Source organism: Streptomyces sp. NPDC034085, from assembly GCF_055575555.1.
Map to the genome: position 1 here is coordinate 691,339 of NZ_JBVISL010000003.1, position 21,464 is coordinate 712,802.

The following is a 21,464-nucleotide window of genomic DNA, read 5'->3' on the forward strand; positions in this document are numbered from 1 at the left end:
GCGGCAGTTGGGGCCGCGACCGCACCTGGCAGGCTGTGGCCATGCAGGTGCGTGATGTGATCCTTTCCGGCGGGCCCCGCCCGTTCCGGTTCCTCGGCGGCGGTGAGGAGGGGCTCCAGCGGCCCGTGCTCGCCGCCGTCACCATCGACCTCCCGGATCCGGGACGGTTCGTCTCCCCGGGAGACCTCGTGCTGTCGGGGCTGGTGTGGCTGCGGCAGCACCCGGGCCGCGCCGAGACGTTCGTACGGATCCTGGCGGAGGCCGGTGCCGCCGCACTCGGGGCGGGCGAGGCGGAGTTCGGGAACGTGCCGGACGACCTGGTACGGGCCTGCGCCCGGTACGGGCTGCCGCTGTTCGCGGTGGGGGTGGACGTGCCCTTCGGCCCGGTCGCCGAGTTCGTGGCGCGCGGCCGCAGCGGCGCGCGGGTCGGGAACCTGGCCGCGCTGGTGGACCGGCACCGGCGGCTGGTGGCCTCCCGGCCGGGCAGCGGAGCCGGGGCGGGGGCGCTCCTGGAACTGCTGCTGTCCGAACTGGACCTGCGCGCCCACGTCCTGTCCCCCACCGGCCGGCTGATCGCGGGCGCGCGGCCGCCGCTGCCGGAGCGGACCGCGGCCGCGCTGGCCGGGCGGTTCCTGGCCGGCGAGCGCTCCGGCCGGCGGGCCCCGCACCGTACGGCGGCCGGCGGGCTCCCGTACTCGCTGTTCCCGGTCCGCTCCGCACCGGGGGCCGGGCCCGCGCTGACCGACTGGACCGTCGCCGTGGAGGCCGACTGCGGCGACTGGCACGACGAACGCATCGGCCTGGTGGAGCGGCTGGCCGGGCTGATCGCCGTGGAGCGCGCCGGCCGGGACGCCGACCGCACCGTGCGCCGGCGGGCCGCGGGGAGGCTGCTCGGGCTGCTGGACTCCCGCGCGGCGGCGGGCGGCCGGGCCCTGGTGCAGGACGCGGCCGGGCGGCTGGCGGCGGAGGGGCCCGCCGGGGAGGCCCGCTGGCAGGCGGTCACCGCCCGGCTGGACGGCGTACCCGCCACCGGCGGGCCGTCGCCGGTGCGGGACCTGCTGGAGGAGGTGCTGCTGCACCCGGCGTGCCTGGGCCCCGACGCCGCCCGGCGGGTCGGGGTCGCCGCCGCGCTGGACGGGCGCGAGGCCGTGGCCTTCGTACGGGTGCCCCCCGGCGGGGAGCTGTCGGCGGAGGCCGTCCGGCGGGCCGCGTGCGGGGCCCTGCCACGGGGGCTGCGCGGTGGGGAGCGGCTCTGCCTCGGGGTCGGCGATCCGGTGGCCGAGGCGGACGACCTGCGGCACACCCTGGCGGAGGCCCGCAACGCCCGCCAGGTGGCGGCCGGGCCGGATGCCGGGGCGGTCGCCGTCTGCGGCCCCGAGGACATGGCGGCGCACGTCATGTCCCTGCTGCCGCTGATCCCGGCGGAGGTCCGCCGGGCCTTCAGCCGCCGGCTGCTGGCACCGCTGCACGCGTACGACCGGCGCTACCACTCCGAACTGGTGCCCACGCTCCGGTCGTTCCTGGAACACGACGGCTCGTGGGCCCGCTGCGGGGAGGCCCTGCACCTGCACGTGAACTCGCTGCGGTACCGGATCAACCGGATCGAGTCCCTGACCGGGCGCGACCTGGCCCGGCTGGAGGACAAGATGGACTTCACGGCGGCCCTGCGCATGGACTGACGGCCCGGCCGGCCCCGTGCCCCTCACCCGGCGCGGCGGATCCGGGCGAGCAGCAGGACCGTGTCGTCGGTCGCCGCATCGGGCCGCAGGGCCGCCAGGACGCGGTCCACCTCCCGCTCCAGCGGCCCCTCCACCGCCGCGAGTTGCCCCCGCAGGGCGTCGAGGCCCGCCTCGATGTCCTGGCCGCGCGCCTCGACGAGGCCGTCGGTGTACAGGGCCAGGACGGCTCCGTCGGGGAGGTCGGCCTCCGCCGCGGCGAAGGGGACGCCGCCGACGCCGAGCGGGACCCCGAGGCCGCCGCCGAGGGTCTCGACGGTGCCGTCGGGGCGGCGTACCAGGGGAGGGGGATGGCCGGCGTTCGCGATGCGGGCGCGGCCGGTGCGGGGGTCGTACTCCACGTAGAGGCAGGTGGCCAGCTCGATGCCGGACTCGCGGGCGCACAGGTCGAGTTCGGCGAGCAGGGCCTCGGGCTCGGGGCCGTGGCGGGCCAGCGCCCCGGCGGTGATGCGCAGCCTGCCCATCGAGGCGGCGGCCGGCACCCCGTGCCCCATCACGTCCCCGACGACGAGGGCGACCCGGTCGCCGGGCAGGTCGATCACGTCGTACCAGTCGCCGCCGACCTCGGTGACGCGGCTGCCCGGCAGGTAGCGGTGGGCGAGGGACACGTACGGGCTGCGCGCCAGGGCGCTGGGCAGCAGGGCCCGCTGGAGGGTCAGGGCGATGTCCTGGACCCGGCTGTAGAGGCGCGCGTTGTCCAGGCACAGGGCGGCGCGGGAGGCGAGTTCGCCGGCGAGGCGGAGGTCCTGTCCGGTGAAGGGCGGACGGGCGGGCGAGCGGCCGAACATGGCGATGCCCTGCACGGTCCCCCGGGCGATGAGCGGGGCGATGAGGATGCGGGCCAGGCCGCTGTCGAGGAGCAGCCGGGCGCGGTCCGGGCGTGAGGCGGTGCGGGCCGCGAACTCCTCGTCGACCACGACGCTGAGCGGGCGTCCGGTGGCGAGCATCCGGTGGATGCCGGAGCCCGGCGGGTACGTCACCCGCTCCACGCCCGCCACCAGCTCGGGAGCGGGCGGCGGCAGGACCGTACCGGAGGCGATGCGGCGGGTGAAGAGGGGCAGCTCGGGGTCGAAGGCCTCCGCGGGGTGCATCCACTCCACCAGCTCCACGACACTGCCGTCGCAGAAGTCGGGCACGGCCACGCCGACCAGCTCCCGGGCGGTGGTGTCCACGTCCAGGGTGGTCCCGACGCGGGCGGCGGCCCGGTCCAGCAGGGCGAGGCGCTGGCGGGCCTCGGTCGCCTCCAGCAGGGCCCGCTCCCGGTCGGTGACGTCGACCAGCAGGCCGCCCACCCCGGGGCGGGTCTCACCGGCCCCGCTGAGCGGGAACAGGCTGACCGAGCGGACCTGGTCGCGGTCGGGGCGGCCGGGTGTGCGCATCCCCACGACGGCGCCCACCAGCGGGCGGCCCTCGTCGGCGACGGCACGCAGCATGCGCTGGAACTCGCCGTCGTCGGAGGTCAGCATGATCTCGTCGGCGGCGCGGCCGAGGTGGTCGGCGACGGAGAGCCCGTCCATGTCGGCGAGGGCCTGGTTGAGGTGGACGTAGCGCAGCTCCTGGTCGAGCATCACCAGGCCGATGGGGCAGGTCTCGAACAGCGCGTCGAGGAAGGCCAGGTTCGTCTTCACCCGGTCGAGCTCCCCGCCGCGGCTGGCCAGGCCCATGACCACGGACTCGCCGGCGTACCCGGCCACCGGGAAGACCCGGAACCCGCAGTCGAAGACCGTGCCGTCCCGGTGCAGGGCCGGCAGCCGGACCCGCCAGTACCCGAGGCTCCGGGCGCGTTCCGTCAGCCGCTCGGCCGGGCCGGGGGCGCCCTCGGGCGGCCGGGGGAAGAGCCGGGCGGCGGGCCGCGACAGCACGGCGGCGGCCTCGTACCCGAAGAGGTCCCTCGCGCCGGGACCCCAGTAACGGATCCGGCCGCCCTCGTCCATGCCGAAGACGGCCACCGCCACGTGCTCGAGCAGGGCTCCCGGCTCCGAGCGGATCGGACCGGCGTCCCCTCCCCCTCCAGCCCCCGCCTGCTCCGACGGCACGGGATGCCTCCTCTGCCCGGGGCGTGCCGAGCCCCCGCCGCCGCCCGGGCGGGGCGGAGGGCTCGCCGCTCCCTTCATTCTGCGCGCCATCGCCGGAGCCGACATCACGACGCCGCCGGGGGGCGCCCGCGAGGGGCCCTGCGGGCGGCGCGAGCGGGGGCCCGTACCGTTCGCGGATGGCACGCACGCCCAAGCCGCACCGGCTCGCCCTCGGAACCCCGACGACCATCGTCCTGTACCGGACCCCCGACAGGTGGCGGTACGCCGTCTACTTCGCCGGACCGGGCGGCGTCGCCGACGGCGCGCTCGGCGCTCCGGCGCCGTCCTGCGAGCCCGGTGCCGCCCAGGCCGCCGCCGTGCGCAAGGCGGAGGAACTCGGCCGGCGACGGCTCGAGGTCCGCTGGCACGCGGCCCACGAGCCCGGCTGGTGGACCGGCACCGTCACCGGCGCCGGCCCGCTTCCGCCTGCCTGAACCCCGCCCGACCCGAGCCGGCCGAGGTGGCCTAGCGGCGGTTCAGCGGTGTGTTGGCGGTGATCGTGCCGTCGGAGCCCGAGACGGTCACCGCGTGGCGGACGCCGTCCGGTCCGAGGACCACGGCCTGCCAGGCGCTGCCGCCGCCCTGCTGGGCGACCGCGCGCAGGCCCTCGACCTTGCCGCCCTCCACCGCGGCGGCCGCCTTCTCCGCCGCCTGTCCGATGGGCAGGGCGGGCAGCGGCGCGGGCGCGTGCTTGCCGGAGCCGCCGCGTGCCGGGACGCCCTCGCGCACCGCCTTCGGGCCGCCCTGGAGGCCGTGCCGGTGCTCGCCCTGGGGCCCGCCCTTGACGGCCTGCCGGCCCGGCTCCGGCCGGACGAGGTGGCGGGCCCGGTCCGCCCGGTCGTGGTGGTGGCCGTGGCCGGCCACCGCCACCGCGGCCGCCCCGCCGCCCACGATCACCGCGGCCGCGCCGACGGCGACCGCCCAGCGCGCGCCCGTACCGCGGGGGACGACCCCGCCCAGGCCCTTGCGCGGGGACTTCGCCGGCTGCTCCGGCCCGGCGGACGCAGCGGTCTGGCCGGCCGGTTCGGGCTGGGGGTGCTGCTCGTGCTGCGGGAAAGACTCAGACATACCGGGACTCCTCATGCGCAACCGGGCACCGCACCCGGTTCGTCGCCGAGCATGCCGGAATGATGCTGAAGCCCACCTGAAGCCGCCTGAAGACCTCTTCAGCAAGGCCGGGACCGCACCTGAGACCCTGGGCGGCATGCGCGTACTGGTGGTGGAGGACGAACGACGGCTGGCCCTTGCCCTGCAACGGGGGCTCCAGTCGGAGGGCTTCTCGGTGGACGTGGCCCACGACGGGCCGCAGGGCCTGTGGATGGCCTGCGAGCACGACTACGACCTGATCGTGCTCGACATCATGCTGCCCGGCCTCAACGGCTACCGGGTCTGCGCCCGGCTCCGCGCGGCCGGCAACGAGTCCGGCATCCTGATGCTCACGGCGAAGGACGGCGAGTACGACGAGGCCGAGGCGCTGGACACCGGCGCCGACGACTTCCTGTCGAAGCCCTTCTCCTACCTCGTCCTCGTCGCCCGGCTGCGCGCGCTGGCCCGGCGCACGGGACGCCGGGGTCCGCGCACCCTTCAGTTCGGCGACCTGCTCGTGGACCCGGCGCGCCACCTGTGCTCCCGGGACGGGACGCAGATACGGCTGACCGCGCGCGAGTTCGCGGTACTGGAGTACCTGGCCCGGCACGCCGGGCAGGTGGTGCCCAAGCGGGAGATCCTGGAACAGGTCTGGGACAGCGCCTTCGACGGCGATCCGAACGTGGTCGAGGTACACGTCAGCGCGGTGCGCCGGAAGATCGACGCACCGTTCGGCCGGTCCGCGCTGGAGACCGTGCGCGGCGCCGGCTACCGGTTGGCGGCCGACGGTGGCTGACCGGGCGCCCGGGGCGCCGGCCGCGACTCCCCCGGCCCGCGCGCTCCGCGCCCTCGGCCCCGTACGCCCTCGCCTACGCCTCCTGCTGCGCCGGTTCGGGCCCACCACCGTCCGCGGCCGGGCCACCGCGGGCGCCGTCCTCGTGGTGGCGGCGGCCCTCGCCCTGGCCTCGTTCGCCCTGCTCGGCCTGCTGAAGGCGAACCTGCTGCGCAACGCCGAGCGCGACGCCGAGCGCCAGGCCGTGACCATCGCGCGGCTCGCGGCCACCGGCGGGCTCGACCGGATGCGCGCGCCGCTGCCCGGTGCCGACTTCGTCCAGGTGGTCAACGCCCGCGGCCGGGTCCTGCGGGCCACCCCGAACCTGGCCGGCGCGCCCGCGCTCGGCCCCGCGAAGCCGGCCGGCCCGGGAACCGCCTTCCACACCTGGCGGGTCCGCCCGCTGGGCGCCGAGCACCGCCTGCGGGTGGTGCAGGTCACCACCGACACCCCGCAGGGCCTGGTGACGGTGTACGTGGGAACCTCGCTGCGCGACGTGGACGCGGCCGACGACACCACCACCGCCGCGCTCGCGGTCGGCGGGCCCCTGCTCCTCCTCACGGTGGCCCTGGTGACCTGGCGGGTGACCGCCCGGGCCCTGGGGCCCGTCGAGGCGATCCGCGCGGAGGTCGCCGAGATCACCGACCGGGACCTGCACCGCCGGGTGCCGGTCCCGCCCACCCGCGACGAGGTGGCCCGCCTGGCGCAGACGATGAACGCCACGCTGGACCGGCTGGAGTCCTCCGGGCACCGCCAGCGCCAGTTCATCGCCGACGCCTCGCACGAACTGCGCAGCCCGATCACCGTGCTGCGCACCCAGCTGGAGGTGGCCCTGGCCGTCCGGGACCCGGAGCTGTGGCCGGAGCTGATCGCCGGGGCGCTGGAGGACACCGAGCGGCTCCAGCGGCTCGCCTCCGACCTCCTCCTGCTCGCCCGGATCGACGCGGCCCAGCCCCTGGCGGCGGTCCGGCTGGACCTGGGCGACGTGGTGCGGGCCGCCGTGGAGTCCCGCCCGGGCGACCGGGTGCCCGTGCGCACCGAGCTCGGGGCCGGGGTGGAGGTGGCGGGCAACGAGCTGTGGCTGACCCGGGTGGTCACCAACCTGCTCGACAACGCGCAGCGGTTCGCCGGCCGACGGGTGGAGGTCGTCCTGCGCACGGCCGGCGACCCGGGGGCGCGGACCGCCGTACTGGAGGTCCTGGACGACGGACCGGGCATCCCGCCCGGGGACCGGGAGCGGATCTTCGAACGGTTCACCCGGCTCGACGACTCCCGCAGCCGCGACCACGGCGGCGCCGGCCTGGGCCTGGCCATCGCCCGCGACCTGATCGACCATCACGGCGGCACCCTCACGGCCGCCCCCTCCCCCGAGGGCGCCCGCCTGCGAGCCGTCCTCCCCCTGGCGCCCGCCTCCTCCCCGCGTACGGATCCCCGCCGGCCGGCCGCCTGATCCCGGGGCGGCCCGGACGCGGCGCGGTTCGGCGATTGTCCGGTTCGAGGCCGTGCAGCACGCGGGGGACGGGCTACGATCACGGCGTGGTCACAGCCCGGTCCTCCCGTACGCCGCGGGCCCGCGCCTCAGCGGGGCTGCTGCACCTGCTCGGGCTGACCCTGCTGCTGCTCGGCCTGCTCTGCGCGCACGGCGCCGGCGCCCACGCCGGTGCCGCGGCGTCGGCCGCCCGGGCGTCGGCCGCCCCGGCGGCGCTCCCCGGCACCGCGATCCCGGCCGCGGCCGTCCCCGCCGACCGCCACGACCCCTCCCACCCGGTCCACGACTGCACCCCCCTGCCTCCGCGGGCCGGTTCCGCCGCGGAAGCGCCTCCCGCTCCCCCGGCGGTCACCGTCGCCCGGCCCGCCCGCGCGGCCGACCGGGCCGCGTCCGGCCACGGCGGTACGGCCGGCGACCCGGCCGGTGCCGCCGCCGCGGCGCACTCGAGAGCCTCCGCCGTCCTCCAGGTGTAGGCACCGGGATCCGTCCGGGCCCGTCCCGCGATCCCCGCCACCCCCGCCCCGCCGGGCGCAGGGGTGCCCGCCGCACGGAGGAACCCTGGTGCCCCATCCCCGCGCACGCCCCTTTCACCCCGTTCCGTCCTGGTACGGCGTGCTGGTCGCCGTCACGCTGACCACGCTGCTGTTCGCGTCCCCCGCCTGTTCCGCGCACGCGCACGCGGACGTCTCCCCCGGCTCGTGGCCCGCTGGAGCCGCGCCGCAGAGCGGGCCGACTCCCCCCGCAGATCCGCTGGGCCATCCGCACCCGCATCCCGGCCACGGCACCGGCTGTACGGCGGCCGACCCCGGGCCCGCCGGCCAGGGCCCCGCGCCCCTGCCCCCCGGGCGGGGGCGGCCCGCGGCGCGCGCCGACGGGACGCCGGCGGCAGCCCGGGCGGCACCACCGGGAGCGTCCGGACCGGCCGCAGCCCGCTCCGGACGCTCCACTCTGACCATCGTCTGTCGATGGCGGCTCTAGTCCGCTCCCGTAAGCCCGTTCGCACCGGCTGACGCATGCCCAATGGGCGGACCCTGCCCTGCCCAGGCTCGGCATTTCCCACGAGCGACCACCCGACGCACCATCGAACGAGAGCGGAACAATGCATTCTTCGGCCACCGACGACACTCCCCCCGCCCGCGCCGGCCTCTCGGGGCTGGTCGGCAACACCCCCCTGCTGCGCGTGTCGGAGCCCCTGGCCCCGGCCGGACGCGGCTTCTGGGCAAAACTCGAGGGCTTCAACCCCGGCGGCATCAAGGACCGCCCCGGGCTGCACATGGTCGAACGGGCCCGCACCCGCGGCGAGCTGGAGCCGGGCGCCCGGATCATCGAGTCCACCAGCGGCACCCTCGGCCTGGGCCTCGCCCTGGCCGGCATGGTCTTCGGGCACCCCGTCACCCTGGTCACCGACCCCGGACTGGAATCCTCGATGACCCGCCTGCTGACGGCGTACGGGGCGCAGGTCAACGTCGTCTCCGAACCCCACCCCACCGGCGGCTGGCAGCAGGCGCGCCGCGACCGCGTCACCCGGCTGCTGGAGCAGCACCCCGGCTCCTGGTGCCCGGACCAGTACAACAACCCGGACAACACCACCGCCTACACCCCGCTGGCCCTCGAACTGGCCACCGAGCTCCACCACATCGACGTCCTGGTGTGCAGCGTGGGCACCGGAGGGCACTCGGCGGGCGTCTCCCGCGTCCTGCGCCAGCTCTACCCGGACCTGCGGCTGGTGGGCGTGGACACCGTCGGCTCCACCATCTTCGGCCAGCCGGCCCGGACCCGCCTGATGCGCGGCCTCGGTTCGAGCATCTACCCGCGCAACGTGGCGTACGAGCAGTTCTCCGAGGTGCACTGGGTCGCCCCCGGCGAGGCCGTGTGGACGTGCCGCCAGCTCGCCGCGTCCCACTACGCGGCCGGCGGCTGGAGCGTCGGCGCCGTCGCCCTCGTGGCCGGCTGGCTGGCCCGCACCCTGCCCGAGGACACCCGGATCGCCGCGGTCTTCCCCGACGGCCCGCAGCGCTACCTCGGCACGGTGTACGACGACGACTACTGCGCCGCGCACGGGCTGCTGGACCGTCCTCCGGCCGCGGAGCCCGAGACGATCGGCCGCCTGGACGAGAAGGAGGTCACCCGCTGGACCCGCTGCACGAGCGTGGTCGACCCGCTGACCCTGCGCCCGTCGGAGGTGCCGGCCTGATGAAGGGCACCCTCGCGCAGGTCCGTTCGTACGAGCGCAGCGTCCAGCTGCTGATGGTGAACCAGTTCACCATCAACCTCGGCTTCTACATGCTCATGCCCTACCTCGCCACGCACCTGGCCGGCCCCCTGGGGCTGGCCGGCTGGACGGTCGGACTGATCCTCGGGGTGCGCAACTTCAGCCAGCAGGGCATGTTCCTGATCGGCGGCACCCTGGCCGACCGGCTCGGCTACAAACCGATGATCGTCACGGGGCTCGTGCTGCGCATCGCCGGCTTCGCGACCCTCGGCCTGGTCGACTCCGTACCGGCGCTCATCGCCGCCTCCGCGGCCACCGGCCTGGCCGGCGCCCTTTTCAACCCGGCCACCCGGGCCTACCTGGCCGCCGACGCGGGCGAACGCCGCGTCGAGGCCTTCGCGCTGTTCAACGTCTTCTACCAGGCCGGCATCCTGCTGGGTCCGCTGGCGGGGATGGTGCTGACCGGCGTCGACTTCCGCGTCACCTGCCTGGCGGCGGCCGGGATCTTCGCGGTGCTGAGCGTCGTGCAGGTCCGGGCCCTGCCGGCCCGCCGGGGCAACGACGCCGCCGAGCGCACCGAGGGACCCCGGGAGGGGGTGCTCGTCCAGTGGCGGCGCATCCTCGCCAACCGCCCGTTCCTGCTGTTCTCCGTGGCGATGATCGGCTCGTACGTGATGACCTTCCAGGTCTACATGGCGCTCCCCCTGGAGGTCCGGCGCGTCGGCGGCGAGGGGGCGTTCGGCACGGCGGCGGTGGCGGTGCTCTTCGCGGTGTCCGGACTGAGCACGATCCTCTTCCAGACCAGGGTCACGGCCTGGTGCAAGACCCGCCTGGAGCCCGGCCGGGCGCTGGCCTGGGGGCTGCTGACGATGGGCGCGGCCTTCCTGCCGCTGCTGGCCGCGACCGCGCTGCCCGTGCCCGACTCGCGGCTGGGGACGCGGCTGCTGGCGGCGGTCCCGCCGGCGCTGTCCGCGCTGCTGCTGGCCGCCGGCACGATGATCGCCTACCCCTTCGAGATGGACACCATCGTCCGCCTCTGCGGGGACCGCCTGGTCGCCACGCACTACGGGCTGTACAACACCGTCTGCGGCGTCGGCATCGCCGTCGGCAACCTCCTCACGGGGGCGGCGCTGGACGCGGCCCGTTCCGCGGGGATGTCGGCGCTGCCCTGGCTGGCGCTGTTCGCCCTCGGTGTCGGGTGCACGGCCGCCCTGTACGGCCTCGACCGCACGGGCCGGCTCGCCCCGCCCGTCCGGGCGGTGCGGGCCGGGACCGTGGCGGCCTGAGCACCGGCGCTCAGGAGATCCCGTACCACTGGCTGGCCCAGCCGGTGTTGATGGTGCTGGTGGACTGCTCGGCAAGGTTCACGGTGGCCGGCAGGGTGTTCTGGCCGGTCAGGACGGTGCTGTAGCGCAGGAGGGGAGGCGCGAGCCCCGCGTTGACCGAGATCCCGGCTCCCGTGGACTTCAGGGTGAGGGCGTTCGTGGCCCAGCTGCCGTTGAGCAGCAGGGCGATGAAGTAGGTCCCGGGGGCCGCGGTGAACGGCTTGGCGAGGGCGAGCGGTTTGGCGACCGGGTCGGTCATCAGCTGGGGGGATATGTCCGGGGTGGCCGCGCGCAGGGTGCCGGTGGCGTCGTACACGCCGAGGTAGCAGTTGGACAGCTGGGCTGCGGTGTCGAGACCGGCCAGCCCCAGCCAGATGTTCGACCAGGTGATCTCCTGGCGCAGGACGATCCGGACCAGGGTGACCCGCCCGCCGACCCCGGCGGCGGACTGGGCGGTGACGTGCCCCGCGTCGTTGGGGTCGCCGGTCCACGCCAGCAGGTTCTGGTCCTGCGGCCGGGGGCCCTCGTACCCGGCTCCCGCGCCGCCCGGCGCGGGAGCGGCGGCCGGGGAACCGGCCGCCGGGTGCGGGCCCTTGGCCGGTGAGGTGCAGCCGGCCAGGACGAACAGCGCGGCGAGCGCGGCGGCGAGAGTGCGCGCGGCGGTGGTGCGGGTGGGCATGCTTCCCCCAGCTGGTGCGGATGTACCGGGGGCCATGGTCACACGCCCCGGAAGGGCAGGGCCCGTCGGCTGACGGTCCCGGCCCTTCCGGTCGGCGGCGGATCCGGTCAGACCCGGTCGGCCGCGATCAGGACGTACTGGAAGGAGCCGTCCTTGTAGGAGTTGATGAAGGCCTCCTCGATGCCGGTGACCAGGGACGAGGTGGCCCGCAGCTCCCAGTAGGGCAGCGTGTCGGGGGTCAGGTCGATGACGGCCTGCGGTACGAGGCGGTTGTCGGCCATGGCCCGCAGGTACTCGCGGCGGGAGTGGATGTTGCACTCGAAGTGGGCGTTGATCTGGGAGACCCACTTGGAGGGCTGGCCGTAACGCGGGTTCCAGCAGCCGGTGATGGTCACGTAGCGGCCGCCGACCGCGAGGACGCGGGAGTGCTCGGCGAAGAGGTCGTGCAGGTCGACGTACATGCTCGACTCGTTGTTCCACGAGGCCGCGGCCGTACCGGTCCCGAAGGGGGTGCCCAGCATGTTGCAGACGCGGGCGCGCACGTGGTCCTCGATGCCGAGTTCACGGGCGCGCTGGTTGGCGAAGTCCGCCTGCTTGGCGGAGAGGGTGACGCCCTCGACCTTGCACCCGAAGCGCTGGTGGGCCATGACCATCGAGCCGCCGCGGCCGCAGCCGGCGTCGACGAGGGTGTCCGCGCGCCCGATGGGGCCGAGGTGGTCCAGGAGCAGTTCGGCCTGTGCCGACTCGAGCCGGTGCAGCTCGGCGATCAGCTTCTTCTCGTACGCGCTGTCCTCGGCGTCGCCGAGGGCCGCGTGGTCGACGTCGCCGATGCCGTAGTGGTGGTGGTAAAGGCCGTCGACGTCGCCCAGCTTCAGGTTCACGGGGCGGGCCTCGTTGTTCCAGTAACGGGCGATGTCCCCCTGGTACGGGGTCGTCGGCGCGGGGATGCGCACGGAACCGGCGGCCGGGGTGGTGGTGGTGGTGAGATCGGTGCTGGTCACGAATAAGTCCATCCTTACCAGAAATCGGGCAGGCTGTAGCGATAGGTGTTGGTCTGGTGCCAGTAGTGGTTGCCGTCGACCCATACGGCCACCCCGCGCAGGAAGCGGAGCACGCTGGGGACGGGGCAGGCGGCGGCCAGGGCGGCGGTCGCGGCCTCGAAGTCGTGCATGAGCTCGTTGTGGACCTCGACCGCCTTGAGGTAGCCCTCCCGGTCGGAGACCCCCTCGCGTTCGGCGATCACCACGGGCAGGTTCAGGTGGCGCCCGGGGCTGGCGAGTTCCTTGGTGTACGAGTACAGGTCGTTGACGATGGTGCTGACGTTCCCGGCGAGCGCGATGACCCGCTGCATCGCGGGCTGGGCGTGCAGGTCGGCCGGCAGCTCGTAGCCGCCGACGGTGTCGGTGATGGTGGGGCAGGGCCGGAAATTGTTGAACTGCCGCATCACCAGGTACTCCCACACCTCGGGCATGTGGTCCGTCTGCGCCCAGGCGGCCTCGGCGAGGTACCCCATGTGCAGGCGGGCCATGTCGTGCCGGTAGCGGTCGGCCTGGGAGGGCGTGGACTGCCGGACGAAGTACTCCATGGCCGAGCGGTAGGAGCGGCGGGCGGCGTCCGCGTACAGCGACCGGCCCCACTGGGGCTGGTACTCCTCCGTGGTGTGGAGGGGGTCGAGGGCGGTGTGCGCCAGCAGCAGCCGTCCCCCGAGACCGATGGGAGAACCTCCGTGGTCCTCGCAGTACATGTCGTCGACCGCGTTCTCGGCGACCATCAGCCGGGCGGCGACCATCAGGTGGTCGACGGTGGGGGCGTCCGGGTGGCAGGCGACCATGTAGCGCCCGGTGGAGAAGCCGTCGAACTCGCCCTCCCAGTCCTCCGGGTAGAGCTGGATCTCGTCCAGCGCCCAGGCCTTGATCCTGCGGCTGAGCTCCGCGACCCGCGCCGGGTCGGGCTCCGGGACCGGGTGGTGGTACAGGCCAGGGATGTGGAGGGCCTCCGCCGGCGCGGCGGGCGCCGGCGGCTCCCCGTACCGGGCGGGGTGCAGGTCGGCCGTGCCCAGGCCGCTGGGCCCGCGCATGATCCGCTCCAGGGCCGGGGCCGGGGCCGTCCGCCCCGCACCCGCGGCGGCCTCCGCCGGCGCGGCGGGGCCGGCCGCCGCGGGGGTATGGGTGCCGAAGGGCAGGACGGGTACGGTCGGCAGGCCGGGCCGGGACGGGACGGGGGCGTCGGTGACGGGGGTTTCCGCGACGGCCGCCGGGGCGGCCGCGGGGGGTTCCACGACGGGGGCCTCGGCGGGCGCCCGGCCCCGGCTCAGGGTGGTGGCGAGGACGTGCGCCCCGAAGTGCGCCGCGGCGGCGGGCAGGCCCGACTGCAGAGGGGAGGGCCCGGGAGCGGGCATCCGTGACTCCTTGGTGAGGTGGGTGGGGTGGCCCGGATCCCGGGCGTGCTCGGCCGGCCCGGGAGGCTCCGGGCCCGGCCGCGGTCCGCCGGACACCCCTAGGTCGTCTCTTTCGGATCTTGCCGGTTAAGCCCGCGTGGTCCGGTGCCGTGCATCGCAAGGCGGAGAGGCTCCCGATTACTGGACGTCCTCGGGTGCCTCGACAACGCGGCGAGGTGCGGTGCCGGGCGACGCGGGTCTGGGGGCACCTCCCAGCGGTAGCTGGGGGAGCAAGATCCGGAAGAGACGGCCTAGTCGCGCCTGCGGGCGATCTGTACGTTCTCGAGGACGCCGAGGGCGTCGGGCACCAGGATGGCCGCGGAGTAGTAGGTGGTGACCAGGTAGGAGATGATCGCCTGCTCGTTGATGCCCATGAAGCGCACCGACAGCCCCGGCTCGTACTCCTCGGGCAGACCGGTCTGGCGCAGCCCGATGACGCCCTGGTTGTCCTCACCGGTGCGCATCGCGAGGATGGAGCTGGTGTTCTCCTTGCTGATGGGGATCTTGTTGCAGGGCAGGATCGGCACTCCGCGCCAGGCCGGGACCTGCTGGCCGCCGACGTCGACGTGGTCCGGGTAGAGCCCGCGGGCGTTGAACTCGCGGCCGATCGCCGCGATCGTCTTGGGGTGGGCGAAGAGGAACCTGGTTCCGCGGCGCCGGCAGAGCAGCTCGTCGAGGTCGTCCGGGGTGGGCGGGCCGGAGTGGGTCTGGATCCGCTGCTTGAAGTCGGCGTTGTGGAGAAGGCCGAACTCCCGGTTGTTGATCAGCTCGTGCTCCTGGCGCTCGCGCAGCGCCTCGATGGTGAGCCTGAGCTGCTCCTCGGTCTGGTTGTGCGGGCCGTTGTAGAGGTCGGCGACCCTCGTGTGGACGCGCAGGACGGTCTGCGCGACGGAGAGCTCGTACTCGCGGGGGTTGAGCTCGTAGTCGACGAAGGCGCCGGGCAGCTCGTGCTCGCCGGTGTGGCCGGCCGACATCGCGATCTCGGCCTCGCCGTGACGGTTCTGCCGCTGGTGCGGGAGCGAGCTGAACTCCTGGATGTGGGCCTGGAGGCTCGGCGCCGAGGACAGCAGGGCGGCGAAGTCGGAGCGGGAGAGGGTGAGCAGGGTGCCGGGGGTCTCGGCGGTGGCGGTGTAGTCCCAGCCGGCCTCTCCGTCGAGCAGGGCGTTCTCGCCGAAGCGGTCGCCGTCGGCGAGCGTGGCGATGGCCACCTCGTCGCCGTACTTGCCGACGGAGGTCTGGTTGATCCGGCCGTGGGCGATCATGTGGATCTGGTCGGCCGGGGTGCCCCGTTCGACGAGCACCTCGCCGGCCCGGAAGTCGCGCTGGACGCACCGGCCGGCGATCGCGGTCAGCACCTCCAGGTCGTCGAAGCCGCGCAGCAGGGCCAGTTCGCCCAGCTCCCGGGGGATCACGCGGACCGAGGCACCGTCCTGGACGAACTCGATGCGGCCGTCGCCGACGGTGTAGGTCAGCCGCCGGTTCACGCGGTAGGTGCCGCCCTTGGTCTCCACCCAGGGCAGGCTCCGCAGCAGCCACCGGGAGGTGATCTCCTGCATCTGCGGGGCGGACTTGGTCGTGCTGGCAAGGTTGCGGGCGGCCGCCGTGCTCAGGCTGGACTGCTGCGGCGGGTCCAGCTGTGCTTCCGGGCTGGTGTCAACGGTCATGGGGTGGAGCTCTCCTTCGTAAGCGCGGCAACGGGCACGGGTGCACGGAACCGGTGAAAAGGAAAAAGCGGGCGAATGTCCGGTAATCCGTCCAGATCTCTGGGAACAGTAACGGCCGGTACACCCAGATGACCTTGAAACGCCGAGCGCATTACCTCGATGCAGTGATCTCGGCGGGTGGAGGGTTTGCCGGGGCGACCGGTGGTATCCGGCCGGTCGGGAGCGTGCCGCTGTCGGGCGCAGGCACGAAAAAGCCCCTCCTGCCGGGGGGATTTCCCGGCAGGAGGGGCCCAGGGGGCCGACCGTCAGGTGCGGTACGCGAAGTAACGCGCGTCCGGGTAGGACGCGAGGATGCTCGCGAGCGACTTACGGTAGGTGTTGGTGGAGTGGTACGTGAGGTACGGCATCCCGGCGCTGCTGCGACGGGTGACGATCATGGAGTGGTCCTTGGACCCGTCCTTGTTGAAGTCCACCTGCAGGATGTCGCCGATGTCCATCTGGTACACGTTCGCCAGGTTCGAGGCCCGCTGGTTGGACAGCGTGAACCAGGCCCACTCGTTCGCCCCGACCCAGGAGTCGGACTGGCGGGTGCCGTCGTACCACCAGTTGCGGTAGTCCGAGGAGGTGCCCGGGACGGGCTTCCAGCCGCCGGCCTTCAGCGCCTGGCTGATGAAGTTGGTGCAGTCGCCCCCGGCCCCGTTGAACTTCCGGTACGCGGGGTTGTAGTTGCTCCAGTACTTCTCCGCGTACTGCGCCATGGCGGAGTAGTCGTACGCGCCGCCGGTCTTCACCTTGGGCTGCGGCGTGGCGGGGTACTTGGTGGACGCGGGCGTGCCGTCGGGGTACTGGTTGCCGTCGTCCTTGACGACGGCGACCTTGGCCGCCACCGGCTCGTTGACCGCGACCGGCGCGTTCCCGCTGTCCTGGGACTTGATCGAGGTCAGCTCCCAGGAGCCGCCCTTCTTGCCCTTGAGGGTCAGCTGGTAGCGCGTCTTGAAGTCGGTGGTGTCCGGCTCGTCCCCGTGCACCTTCTTGTAGGTGAGCGTGGTCTGCTCGGTGACCTCGACGGTCGCCTTCCCCCCGGTGATGGTGGCGCGGTCCACCGTGACCCGGGTGTCGGCGGCCGTGTAGGCCTCGCCGAGCTCCGCGAGCCGGGTCTTGCGGGACCGCAGCGAGGCTATCGCGGCGTCCTCGTCCTTCTTCAGCGCGGTCGACACGCGGGCCTTCTTGCCGGCCGGCCCGGATTCGCGGTGTCGTACCCGACCGTCGACCAGGGCCTGGGTGCGCTGCGAGAGGACGTCGTCGGCCAGGCGGGCGAAGGTGTCCGCGGTGGCACGGTCGGCTTCTTCGGACGTACCCGCACTCGCGGAGTAGGCGAACAGGCTGCCGGACGCGATGGCCACGGTCAGGGCCGCGACGGCGGCCAGCCTGAACCTCTTTGGTATCACTGTGATTCCCCTTGTCACCCGGTCCACACGAACCGGGCACGGAATCTTCGCACAACTGGGCGACGCGTGGGCCGCGTTCCGTTTCGTCCCCTCCTGACCGGCAGTGATCGCCCCGGACGCCGGGGGGCCTGCTTCCGCTTCTCCCCCCGGGGATCGCCGCGGGGCTCGGGCCGCTTGCCCCCACCACCCCGCCGGCCGCACAGGAAGTGCATCTAGGGTGTAGGGGGAAGCACGGCACAGGGGGCATGCGGAGTGGGCAGGCAGGACACGGGCTCAAGAGGGCGATCGCGGGGCAGACGGGCCGCCCCGAAGGGCAGCGGCGCGACCGCTGCGGACCGCCGCAGGAAGTCCGGCGCCCGCCGGGCGGCCGGGACGGGCCCCGGCCCGGCCGGCCGCTTCGCAGCGGCCCTCGCACCGGCCCTGGCGGCCGCGCGCCCCTGGCTGCGGCGGCTGCGGCCGGACTACCCGAGGCCCGGGCGCGGTGACTGGCGCCGGTGGGTGCCGTCGGGGCGCCAGTGGCTGGGCGCTTTCGCGTACCTGTTCATCGGCCTGGCGGGCTTCGTGGGAATCGCCTACGCCGCAACGGACATTCCCGATGATCTCAACTCCTTCGCCACACAACAGGACAATGTCTACTACTGGTCCGACGGCTCCACCATGGCCCGCACGGGCTGGGTCAGCCGGCAGGAGATGCCGCTGGACAAGGTGCCCCCGGAGGTCCGGGGCGCCGTGCTCGCGGCCGAGAACGCGAGCTTCTACTCGGATCCCGGGGTCTCGCCGTCCGGTGTGCTGCGCGCCATGCGCGCCGCGGTGACGGGCGGTGAGACGCAGGGCGGCTCCACCATCACGCAGCAGTACGTGAAGAACGCCTATCTGAACCAGGACCGCACGCTGTCGCGGAAGTTCACCGAGATCCTGCTCGCCGTGAAGCTCGACAGCCGCGCGGGCAAGGACCAGATCCTCCAGGACTACCTCAACACCAGCTGGTTCGGGCGCGGCACCTACGGCATCCAGCGCGCGTCCCAGGCGTACTACGGCAAGGACGTCTCGCAGCTCAACGCCAGCGAGGGCGCCTTCCTGGCGTCCCTCCTCAAGGGCGCCGGGCTGTTCGACCCCTCCCTCGGCAAGGAGAACCACGAGCGGGCGGTCGAGCGCTGGAGCTGGATCCTGGACCGCATGGTGGAGACCGGCCACCTCACCCCCGCCGAGCGCGCCACGTACACGAAGTTCCCGGAGCCTTCGAGCGCCTCCCTGGTCGGCATGCCGGGCGCGCAGACCGGTTACCTGGTGGAGATGGCCAAGGCGTACGCGATCAAGGCCGGACACCTCAAGGAGTCCGACTTCGACCTCGGCGGCTTCCAGATCTACACGACCTTCGACAAGGCGCGCATGACGGCCCTGACCGCAGCGGTCCAGCAGGCCCAGAAGGACTTCGACCCCGAGCGGCGTCCCGACACCGACAAGCACGCGAAGATCGGCGCGGCCAGCGTGGCCCGCGACGGCCGACTGCTCGCCGTGTACGGGGGTCCCGACTACCTGAAGCAGGGCTTCAACGAGTCGAACGCGACGACGATCCCGGCCGGCTCGGTGTTCACGCCGATCGTCTACGCCGCCGCGCTGGAGGACGGGGTGCTGCGCACGCGCGGCAAGGCCCGTACGCCCGTCTCCCCCTCCAGCCCGTACGACGGCAACGACCAGGTGACCGTGCAGACGCCCGAGGGCCCGTACTGGGACCGCAGCGGCAAGGTGGTCAAGGGGCACAACGACGGCGACCGGAGCTGGGGGCAGGTGACCTTGCAGCAGGCGGTGGCCAATTCCGTCAACACGCCCATGCTGCAGCTCGGCCTCGACGTAGGGCTCGACCGGGTGGAGTCGTACGCCGAGCGCGCGGGGCTGCTCCGGTCGAGCCTCGGCCCCCGGATCCCCACCTTCGCCCTCGGGGAGAACTCCAAGCCCAGCGCGATCCGGATCGCGGGCGCCTACCAGACCTTCGCGGCGGACGGCATGCACACCGACCCCTACTCGGTGCGCTCGGCCACCCGCGCCGGCGCGGCCGTGCCGCTCGACCCGCCGAAGGCGGCCCGGGCGGTGTCGCAGAAGACCGCCCGCTCGGTGACGGAGGCCCTGCGGGCGGCCGTCACCGACGGATCGGCGAAGGCGGCGGCCAAGGCGCAGCCCGGGGCGGCCGGCAAGACCGGCACGACCGCGGCGAACACGGCGGGCTGGTTCGTGGGGACCACGGCGCAGGAGTCGACGGCCGTGGTGGTCTACCGGATGGCGCTGACCGACCTGATTCCGCTCCCGCTGACGGGGCTTGGCGGGGACGCCCCCACCACGCCCGGCAGCGCGCGGGCCGTGGCCCTGTGGGCCGACTACGCGAAGGCCGTCAAGTAGGCCGGCGGCGAGCGCCGCCCGGCCCCGGCCCGCTACTTGATGAGCGTCTTCCAGTCCGGCGCCTGGGCGGGGTCGAGCATCCGCAGCTGGGCCAGGACCTTCGGGTCCTGGGCGTCCAGCCAGTCCGCCACCTCGCGGAACGACGCGCAGCGCACGTCCTGGCGGGTGCAGACGTCCTTCATCACGTCCTCGACGGCCTTCATGTAGATGCCGCCGTTCCAGTCCTCGAAGTGGTTGCCGATGAACATCGGCGCCCGGCTGCCGTTGTAGACGCGGTTGAAGCCGTTCATGTAGGAGCCGCGGACCTGGGCCTGCCAGCCGGCGAACTTGGCCGGGTCGCCCTGGGTGCTGTCGCCGGACTGGTTGTAGAGGAAGTTGAAGTCCATCGAGAGGACCTGCACCTCTTTGCCCTGCAACGGGACGAGCTGGAGGGGAAAGTTCCATATGCCGTCCATCTTGGACGGCCACATCTGGAAGTCCCCCGAGGAGCTCGCGTCGTAGCGCCAGCCGTACGGCTTGATCGCGGTCACGAGGTTCTTCTGGCCCTCCAGGCAGGGCGCGCGGCCGCCGACCACTTCCCGGTCCGGGTCGAAGGGCAGGGGCGCCTCCTGGGTGAAGCCGGTGTTGGTCTTCCAGCCCTTCATGAACCCGTACGCCTGGTCGATCTCGCTCTTCCACTCCTCGGGGGTCCAGTCCCCGCCGCCCTTGGGCCCGCAGAAGTGCCCGTTGAAGTGCGATCCGATCTCGTTGCCGTCGGTCCAGGCGCCGCGCAGCTGCTGGAGCGTGGACTTCACGTGGGGCGCGGTCGGGTAGGAGATGGCGGCCGCGCCCTGGCCGTGCTGCGGCGGGCGGTAGAGCGACTTCTTGGCGTCGGGCAGCAGGTAGATGCCCGTGAGGAAGAAGGTCATGTGGGCCTTGTTCTGCTTGGCCACCTGACGGAAATGGGAGAAGAGGTGGTCGTCGCCCTCCAGCGCGCCGTCCCAGGAGAAGACGACGAACTGCGGCGGCTTCTCGCCCGGCTTCAGCTTCTCGGGCTTGAGCTGCCCCGGCTGCGGCCCGGTGTAGGAGGTGGAGCCGTCGCCCAGCACCTCGACCTTGCCGTCCCAGTCCGGCTTCGGCCCCTTGCCGAAACCGGGCCCGCCGCTCACCGCGCCGGCGCCGGCCGGGGCCGCCAGCCGCGCGTCGCGCTGGGCCTCCGAGGAGCCGGTGAAGGTGACCGCGAGGGCCGTGGCCGTGCCGCCCACGGCGATCACGGCCGCGCCTATGGCCAGGCGCTTGCGGTTGCGCGTCTTGCGGCGTGCCTGCCTCGCGGCACGGGACTGCGCCCGGGCCCCGGCGGCGTCGGTCTCGGCCATCGCGGTCGTACCCCCCTGAATCTCCGCAGCAGGGCCGCGCGTGGATGCTTCGTACGAATATAGAACTTGTAGGCACTCCTCCTGTACCACGCCCCCCGGGGTGCGGCGTTTCACAGCCAATCCACAGCCCTCGGCCTACGGCTCCGGTTCGGGCTCCTCGACCACGTGCACCGCGGCCTCCTCGGCGGACGCCGCGCCGCCGTCGATGCCGACGTCCCTGGCCAGTACGGAGATGTGGCGGTCCGGAGCCCCTTCCTCCACGGAGGTCAGGCGCCCGGCCCGGTCCGGGCCCGCCAGAGAGGCTTCGCCGGTCTCGTCCGGGGTCTCCTCCTCCGCGCTCACCTCGGGTTCCTCCCGGGCGAGCCGCTGGTCCAGGGACTCCCCCGTGTGCTGTTCGGCGGCCGTGGTGCCGGTCTCGTCGACCGCCAGCGGGCGGTCGGGCGGCACGAACGCGGTGTCGAGGATGTCGTCCAGGTTCGGGGCGTCGAGGGTGTTCTCCAGGTCGGGCTGGGCCTCGGCGGCCTCGTCTGTCTCCTGCGGCTGGTAGACGTCGTCGCCGTAGGAGCCGTCGGCGCTGCTCATCACGTCCTCCGATCGGTCCGGTTCCGCGGGCGCGTCCTCGGCGCCGGGGACGTACCACTTCCTACGGGGCGCCTGCCCCTGGCGGGGGGCTCCCAATCATGGGCGGCCGAACGGATGGATCTTCGGATTTCTCGGTCTCCGTCACCTGCT

17 protein-coding genes are annotated in these 21,464 nt (G+C 73.9%); 8 read left to right on the forward strand and 9 right to left on the reverse strand.

The window, feature by feature from the left end:
* The first annotated feature begins 41 nt into the window (after window positions 1-41).
* Window positions 42-1,679: a helix-turn-helix domain-containing protein gene (locus ACZ501_RS13475; protein WP_468794994.1), complete on the forward strand. Its 1,638-nt coding sequence runs from the start codon at window positions 42-44 to the stop codon at window positions 1,677-1,679.
* A gap of 23 nt (window positions 1,680-1,702) precedes the next feature.
* On the opposite strand, the gene ACZ501_RS13480 is transcribed toward ACZ501_RS13475, so the two are convergent.
* Complete coding sequence (locus ACZ501_RS13480) at window positions 1,703-3,772, reverse strand: SpoIIE family protein phosphatase (protein WP_468794997.1); 2,070 nt, start codon at window positions 3,770-3,772, stop codon at window positions 1,703-1,705.
* A gap of 176 nt (window positions 3,773-3,948) precedes the next feature.
* Between ACZ501_RS13480 and ACZ501_RS13485 the strand changes: the two genes are divergently transcribed.
* Window positions 3,949-4,245, forward strand: coding sequence for a hypothetical protein (locus ACZ501_RS13485; protein WP_468795000.1), 297 nt, complete (start codon window positions 3,949-3,951; stop codon window positions 4,243-4,245).
* Window positions 4,246-4,276: 31 nt separating this feature from the next.
* Here the strand turns inward: ACZ501_RS13485 and ACZ501_RS13490 are convergent, their stop codons facing one another.
* Complete coding sequence (locus ACZ501_RS13490; RefSeq protein ID WP_468795003.1) at window positions 4,277-4,879, reverse strand: hypothetical protein; 603 nt, start codon at window positions 4,877-4,879, stop codon at window positions 4,277-4,279.
* A gap of 136 nt (window positions 4,880-5,015) precedes the next feature.
* Here ACZ501_RS13490 and ACZ501_RS13495 point away from each other — a divergent pair, with 136 nt between their 5' ends.
* The 5 genes from ACZ501_RS13495 (at window position 5,016) to ACZ501_RS13515 (ending at window position 10,716) form a co-directional block, all read left to right on the forward strand.
* Window positions 5,016-5,693, forward strand: coding sequence for a response regulator transcription factor (locus ACZ501_RS13495; protein ID WP_361610853.1), 678 nt, complete (start codon window positions 5,016-5,018; stop codon window positions 5,691-5,693).
* Complete coding sequence (locus tag ACZ501_RS13500; RefSeq protein ID WP_468795006.1) at window positions 5,686-7,179, forward strand: sensor histidine kinase; 1,494 nt, start codon at window positions 5,686-5,688, stop codon at window positions 7,177-7,179. Before ACZ501_RS13495 ends, ACZ501_RS13500 begins: the two co-directional genes overlap by 8 nt.
* Window positions 7,180-7,265: 86 nt before the next feature.
* Window positions 7,266-7,691: a hypothetical protein gene (locus ACZ501_RS13505; RefSeq protein WP_468795009.1), complete on the forward strand. Its 426-nt coding sequence runs from the start codon at window positions 7,266-7,268 to the stop codon at window positions 7,689-7,691.
* 626 nt (window positions 7,692-8,317) lie between these two features.
* Window positions 8,318-9,412 carry a PLP-dependent cysteine synthase family protein gene (locus ACZ501_RS13510; RefSeq protein WP_468795012.1) on the forward strand — a complete coding sequence of 365 codons (1,095 nt, stop codon included), beginning with the start codon at window positions 8,318-8,320 and terminating at the stop codon, window positions 9,410-9,412.
* Entirely contained in the window at window positions 9,412-10,716 is a 1,305-nt protein-coding gene (locus tag ACZ501_RS13515) for an MDR family MFS transporter (RefSeq protein WP_468795015.1), read from the forward strand. Before ACZ501_RS13510 ends, ACZ501_RS13515 begins: the two co-directional genes overlap by 1 nt.
* Window positions 10,717-10,726: 10 nt before the next feature.
* Here the strand turns inward: ACZ501_RS13515 and ACZ501_RS13520 are convergent, their stop codons facing one another.
* The 5 genes from ACZ501_RS13520 to ACZ501_RS13540 all read right to left on the reverse strand — a co-directional run bounded on the left by ACZ501_RS13520 (window position 10,727) and on the right by ACZ501_RS13540 (window position 16,983).
* Entirely contained in the window at window positions 10,727-11,434 is a 708-nt protein-coding gene (locus ACZ501_RS13520) for a hypothetical protein (protein ID WP_362456056.1), read from the reverse strand.
* Between the two features lie 107 nt (window positions 11,435-11,541).
* Window positions 11,542-12,447 (reverse strand): geranyl diphosphate 2-C-methyltransferase, encoded by a 906-nt coding sequence (locus ACZ501_RS13525; protein ID WP_468795018.1) that lies wholly within the window; start codon window positions 12,445-12,447, stop codon window positions 11,542-11,544.
* A gap of 2 nt (window positions 12,448-12,449) precedes the next feature.
* On the reverse strand, window positions 12,450-13,832 hold the full coding sequence (locus ACZ501_RS13530; protein ID WP_468795022.1) for a family 2 encapsulin nanocompartment cargo protein terpene cyclase: 1,383 nt from the start codon (window positions 13,830-13,832) through the stop codon (window positions 12,450-12,452).
* A 290-nt stretch (window positions 13,833-14,122) separates the two neighbouring features.
* Window positions 14,123-15,535, reverse strand: coding sequence for a family 2B encapsulin nanocompartment shell protein (locus ACZ501_RS13535; protein WP_361611277.1), 1,413 nt, complete (start codon window positions 15,533-15,535; stop codon window positions 14,123-14,125).
* A 305-nt stretch (window positions 15,536-15,840) separates the two neighbouring features.
* Window positions 15,841-16,983: an amidase domain-containing protein gene (locus ACZ501_RS13540; protein ID WP_361611279.1), complete on the reverse strand. Its 1,143-nt coding sequence runs from the start codon at window positions 16,981-16,983 to the stop codon at window positions 15,841-15,843.
* Window positions 16,984-17,235: 252 nt separating this feature from the next.
* On the opposite strand from ACZ501_RS13540, the gene ACZ501_RS13545 reads away from it, so the two are divergent.
* A complete protein-coding gene (locus ACZ501_RS13545; RefSeq protein ID WP_468795025.1) occupies window positions 17,236-19,377 on the forward strand; it encodes a transglycosylase domain-containing protein in 2,142 nt (713 codons plus the stop codon).
* Window positions 19,378-19,409: 32 nt separating this feature from the next.
* Here the strand turns inward: ACZ501_RS13545 and ACZ501_RS13550 are convergent, their stop codons facing one another.
* Both ACZ501_RS13550 and ACZ501_RS13555 read right to left on the reverse strand, forming a co-directional pair.
* Complete coding sequence (locus ACZ501_RS13550) at window positions 19,410-20,732, reverse strand: hypothetical protein (RefSeq protein ID WP_361597207.1); 1,323 nt, start codon at window positions 20,730-20,732, stop codon at window positions 19,410-19,412.
* A gap of 135 nt (window positions 20,733-20,867) precedes the next feature.
* Window positions 20,868-21,314 carry a DUF5709 domain-containing protein gene (locus tag ACZ501_RS13555; protein WP_468795028.1) on the reverse strand — a complete coding sequence of 149 codons (447 nt, stop codon included), beginning with the start codon at window positions 21,312-21,314 and terminating at the stop codon, window positions 20,868-20,870.
* Between the last annotated feature and the right edge of the window lie 150 nt (window positions 21,315-21,464).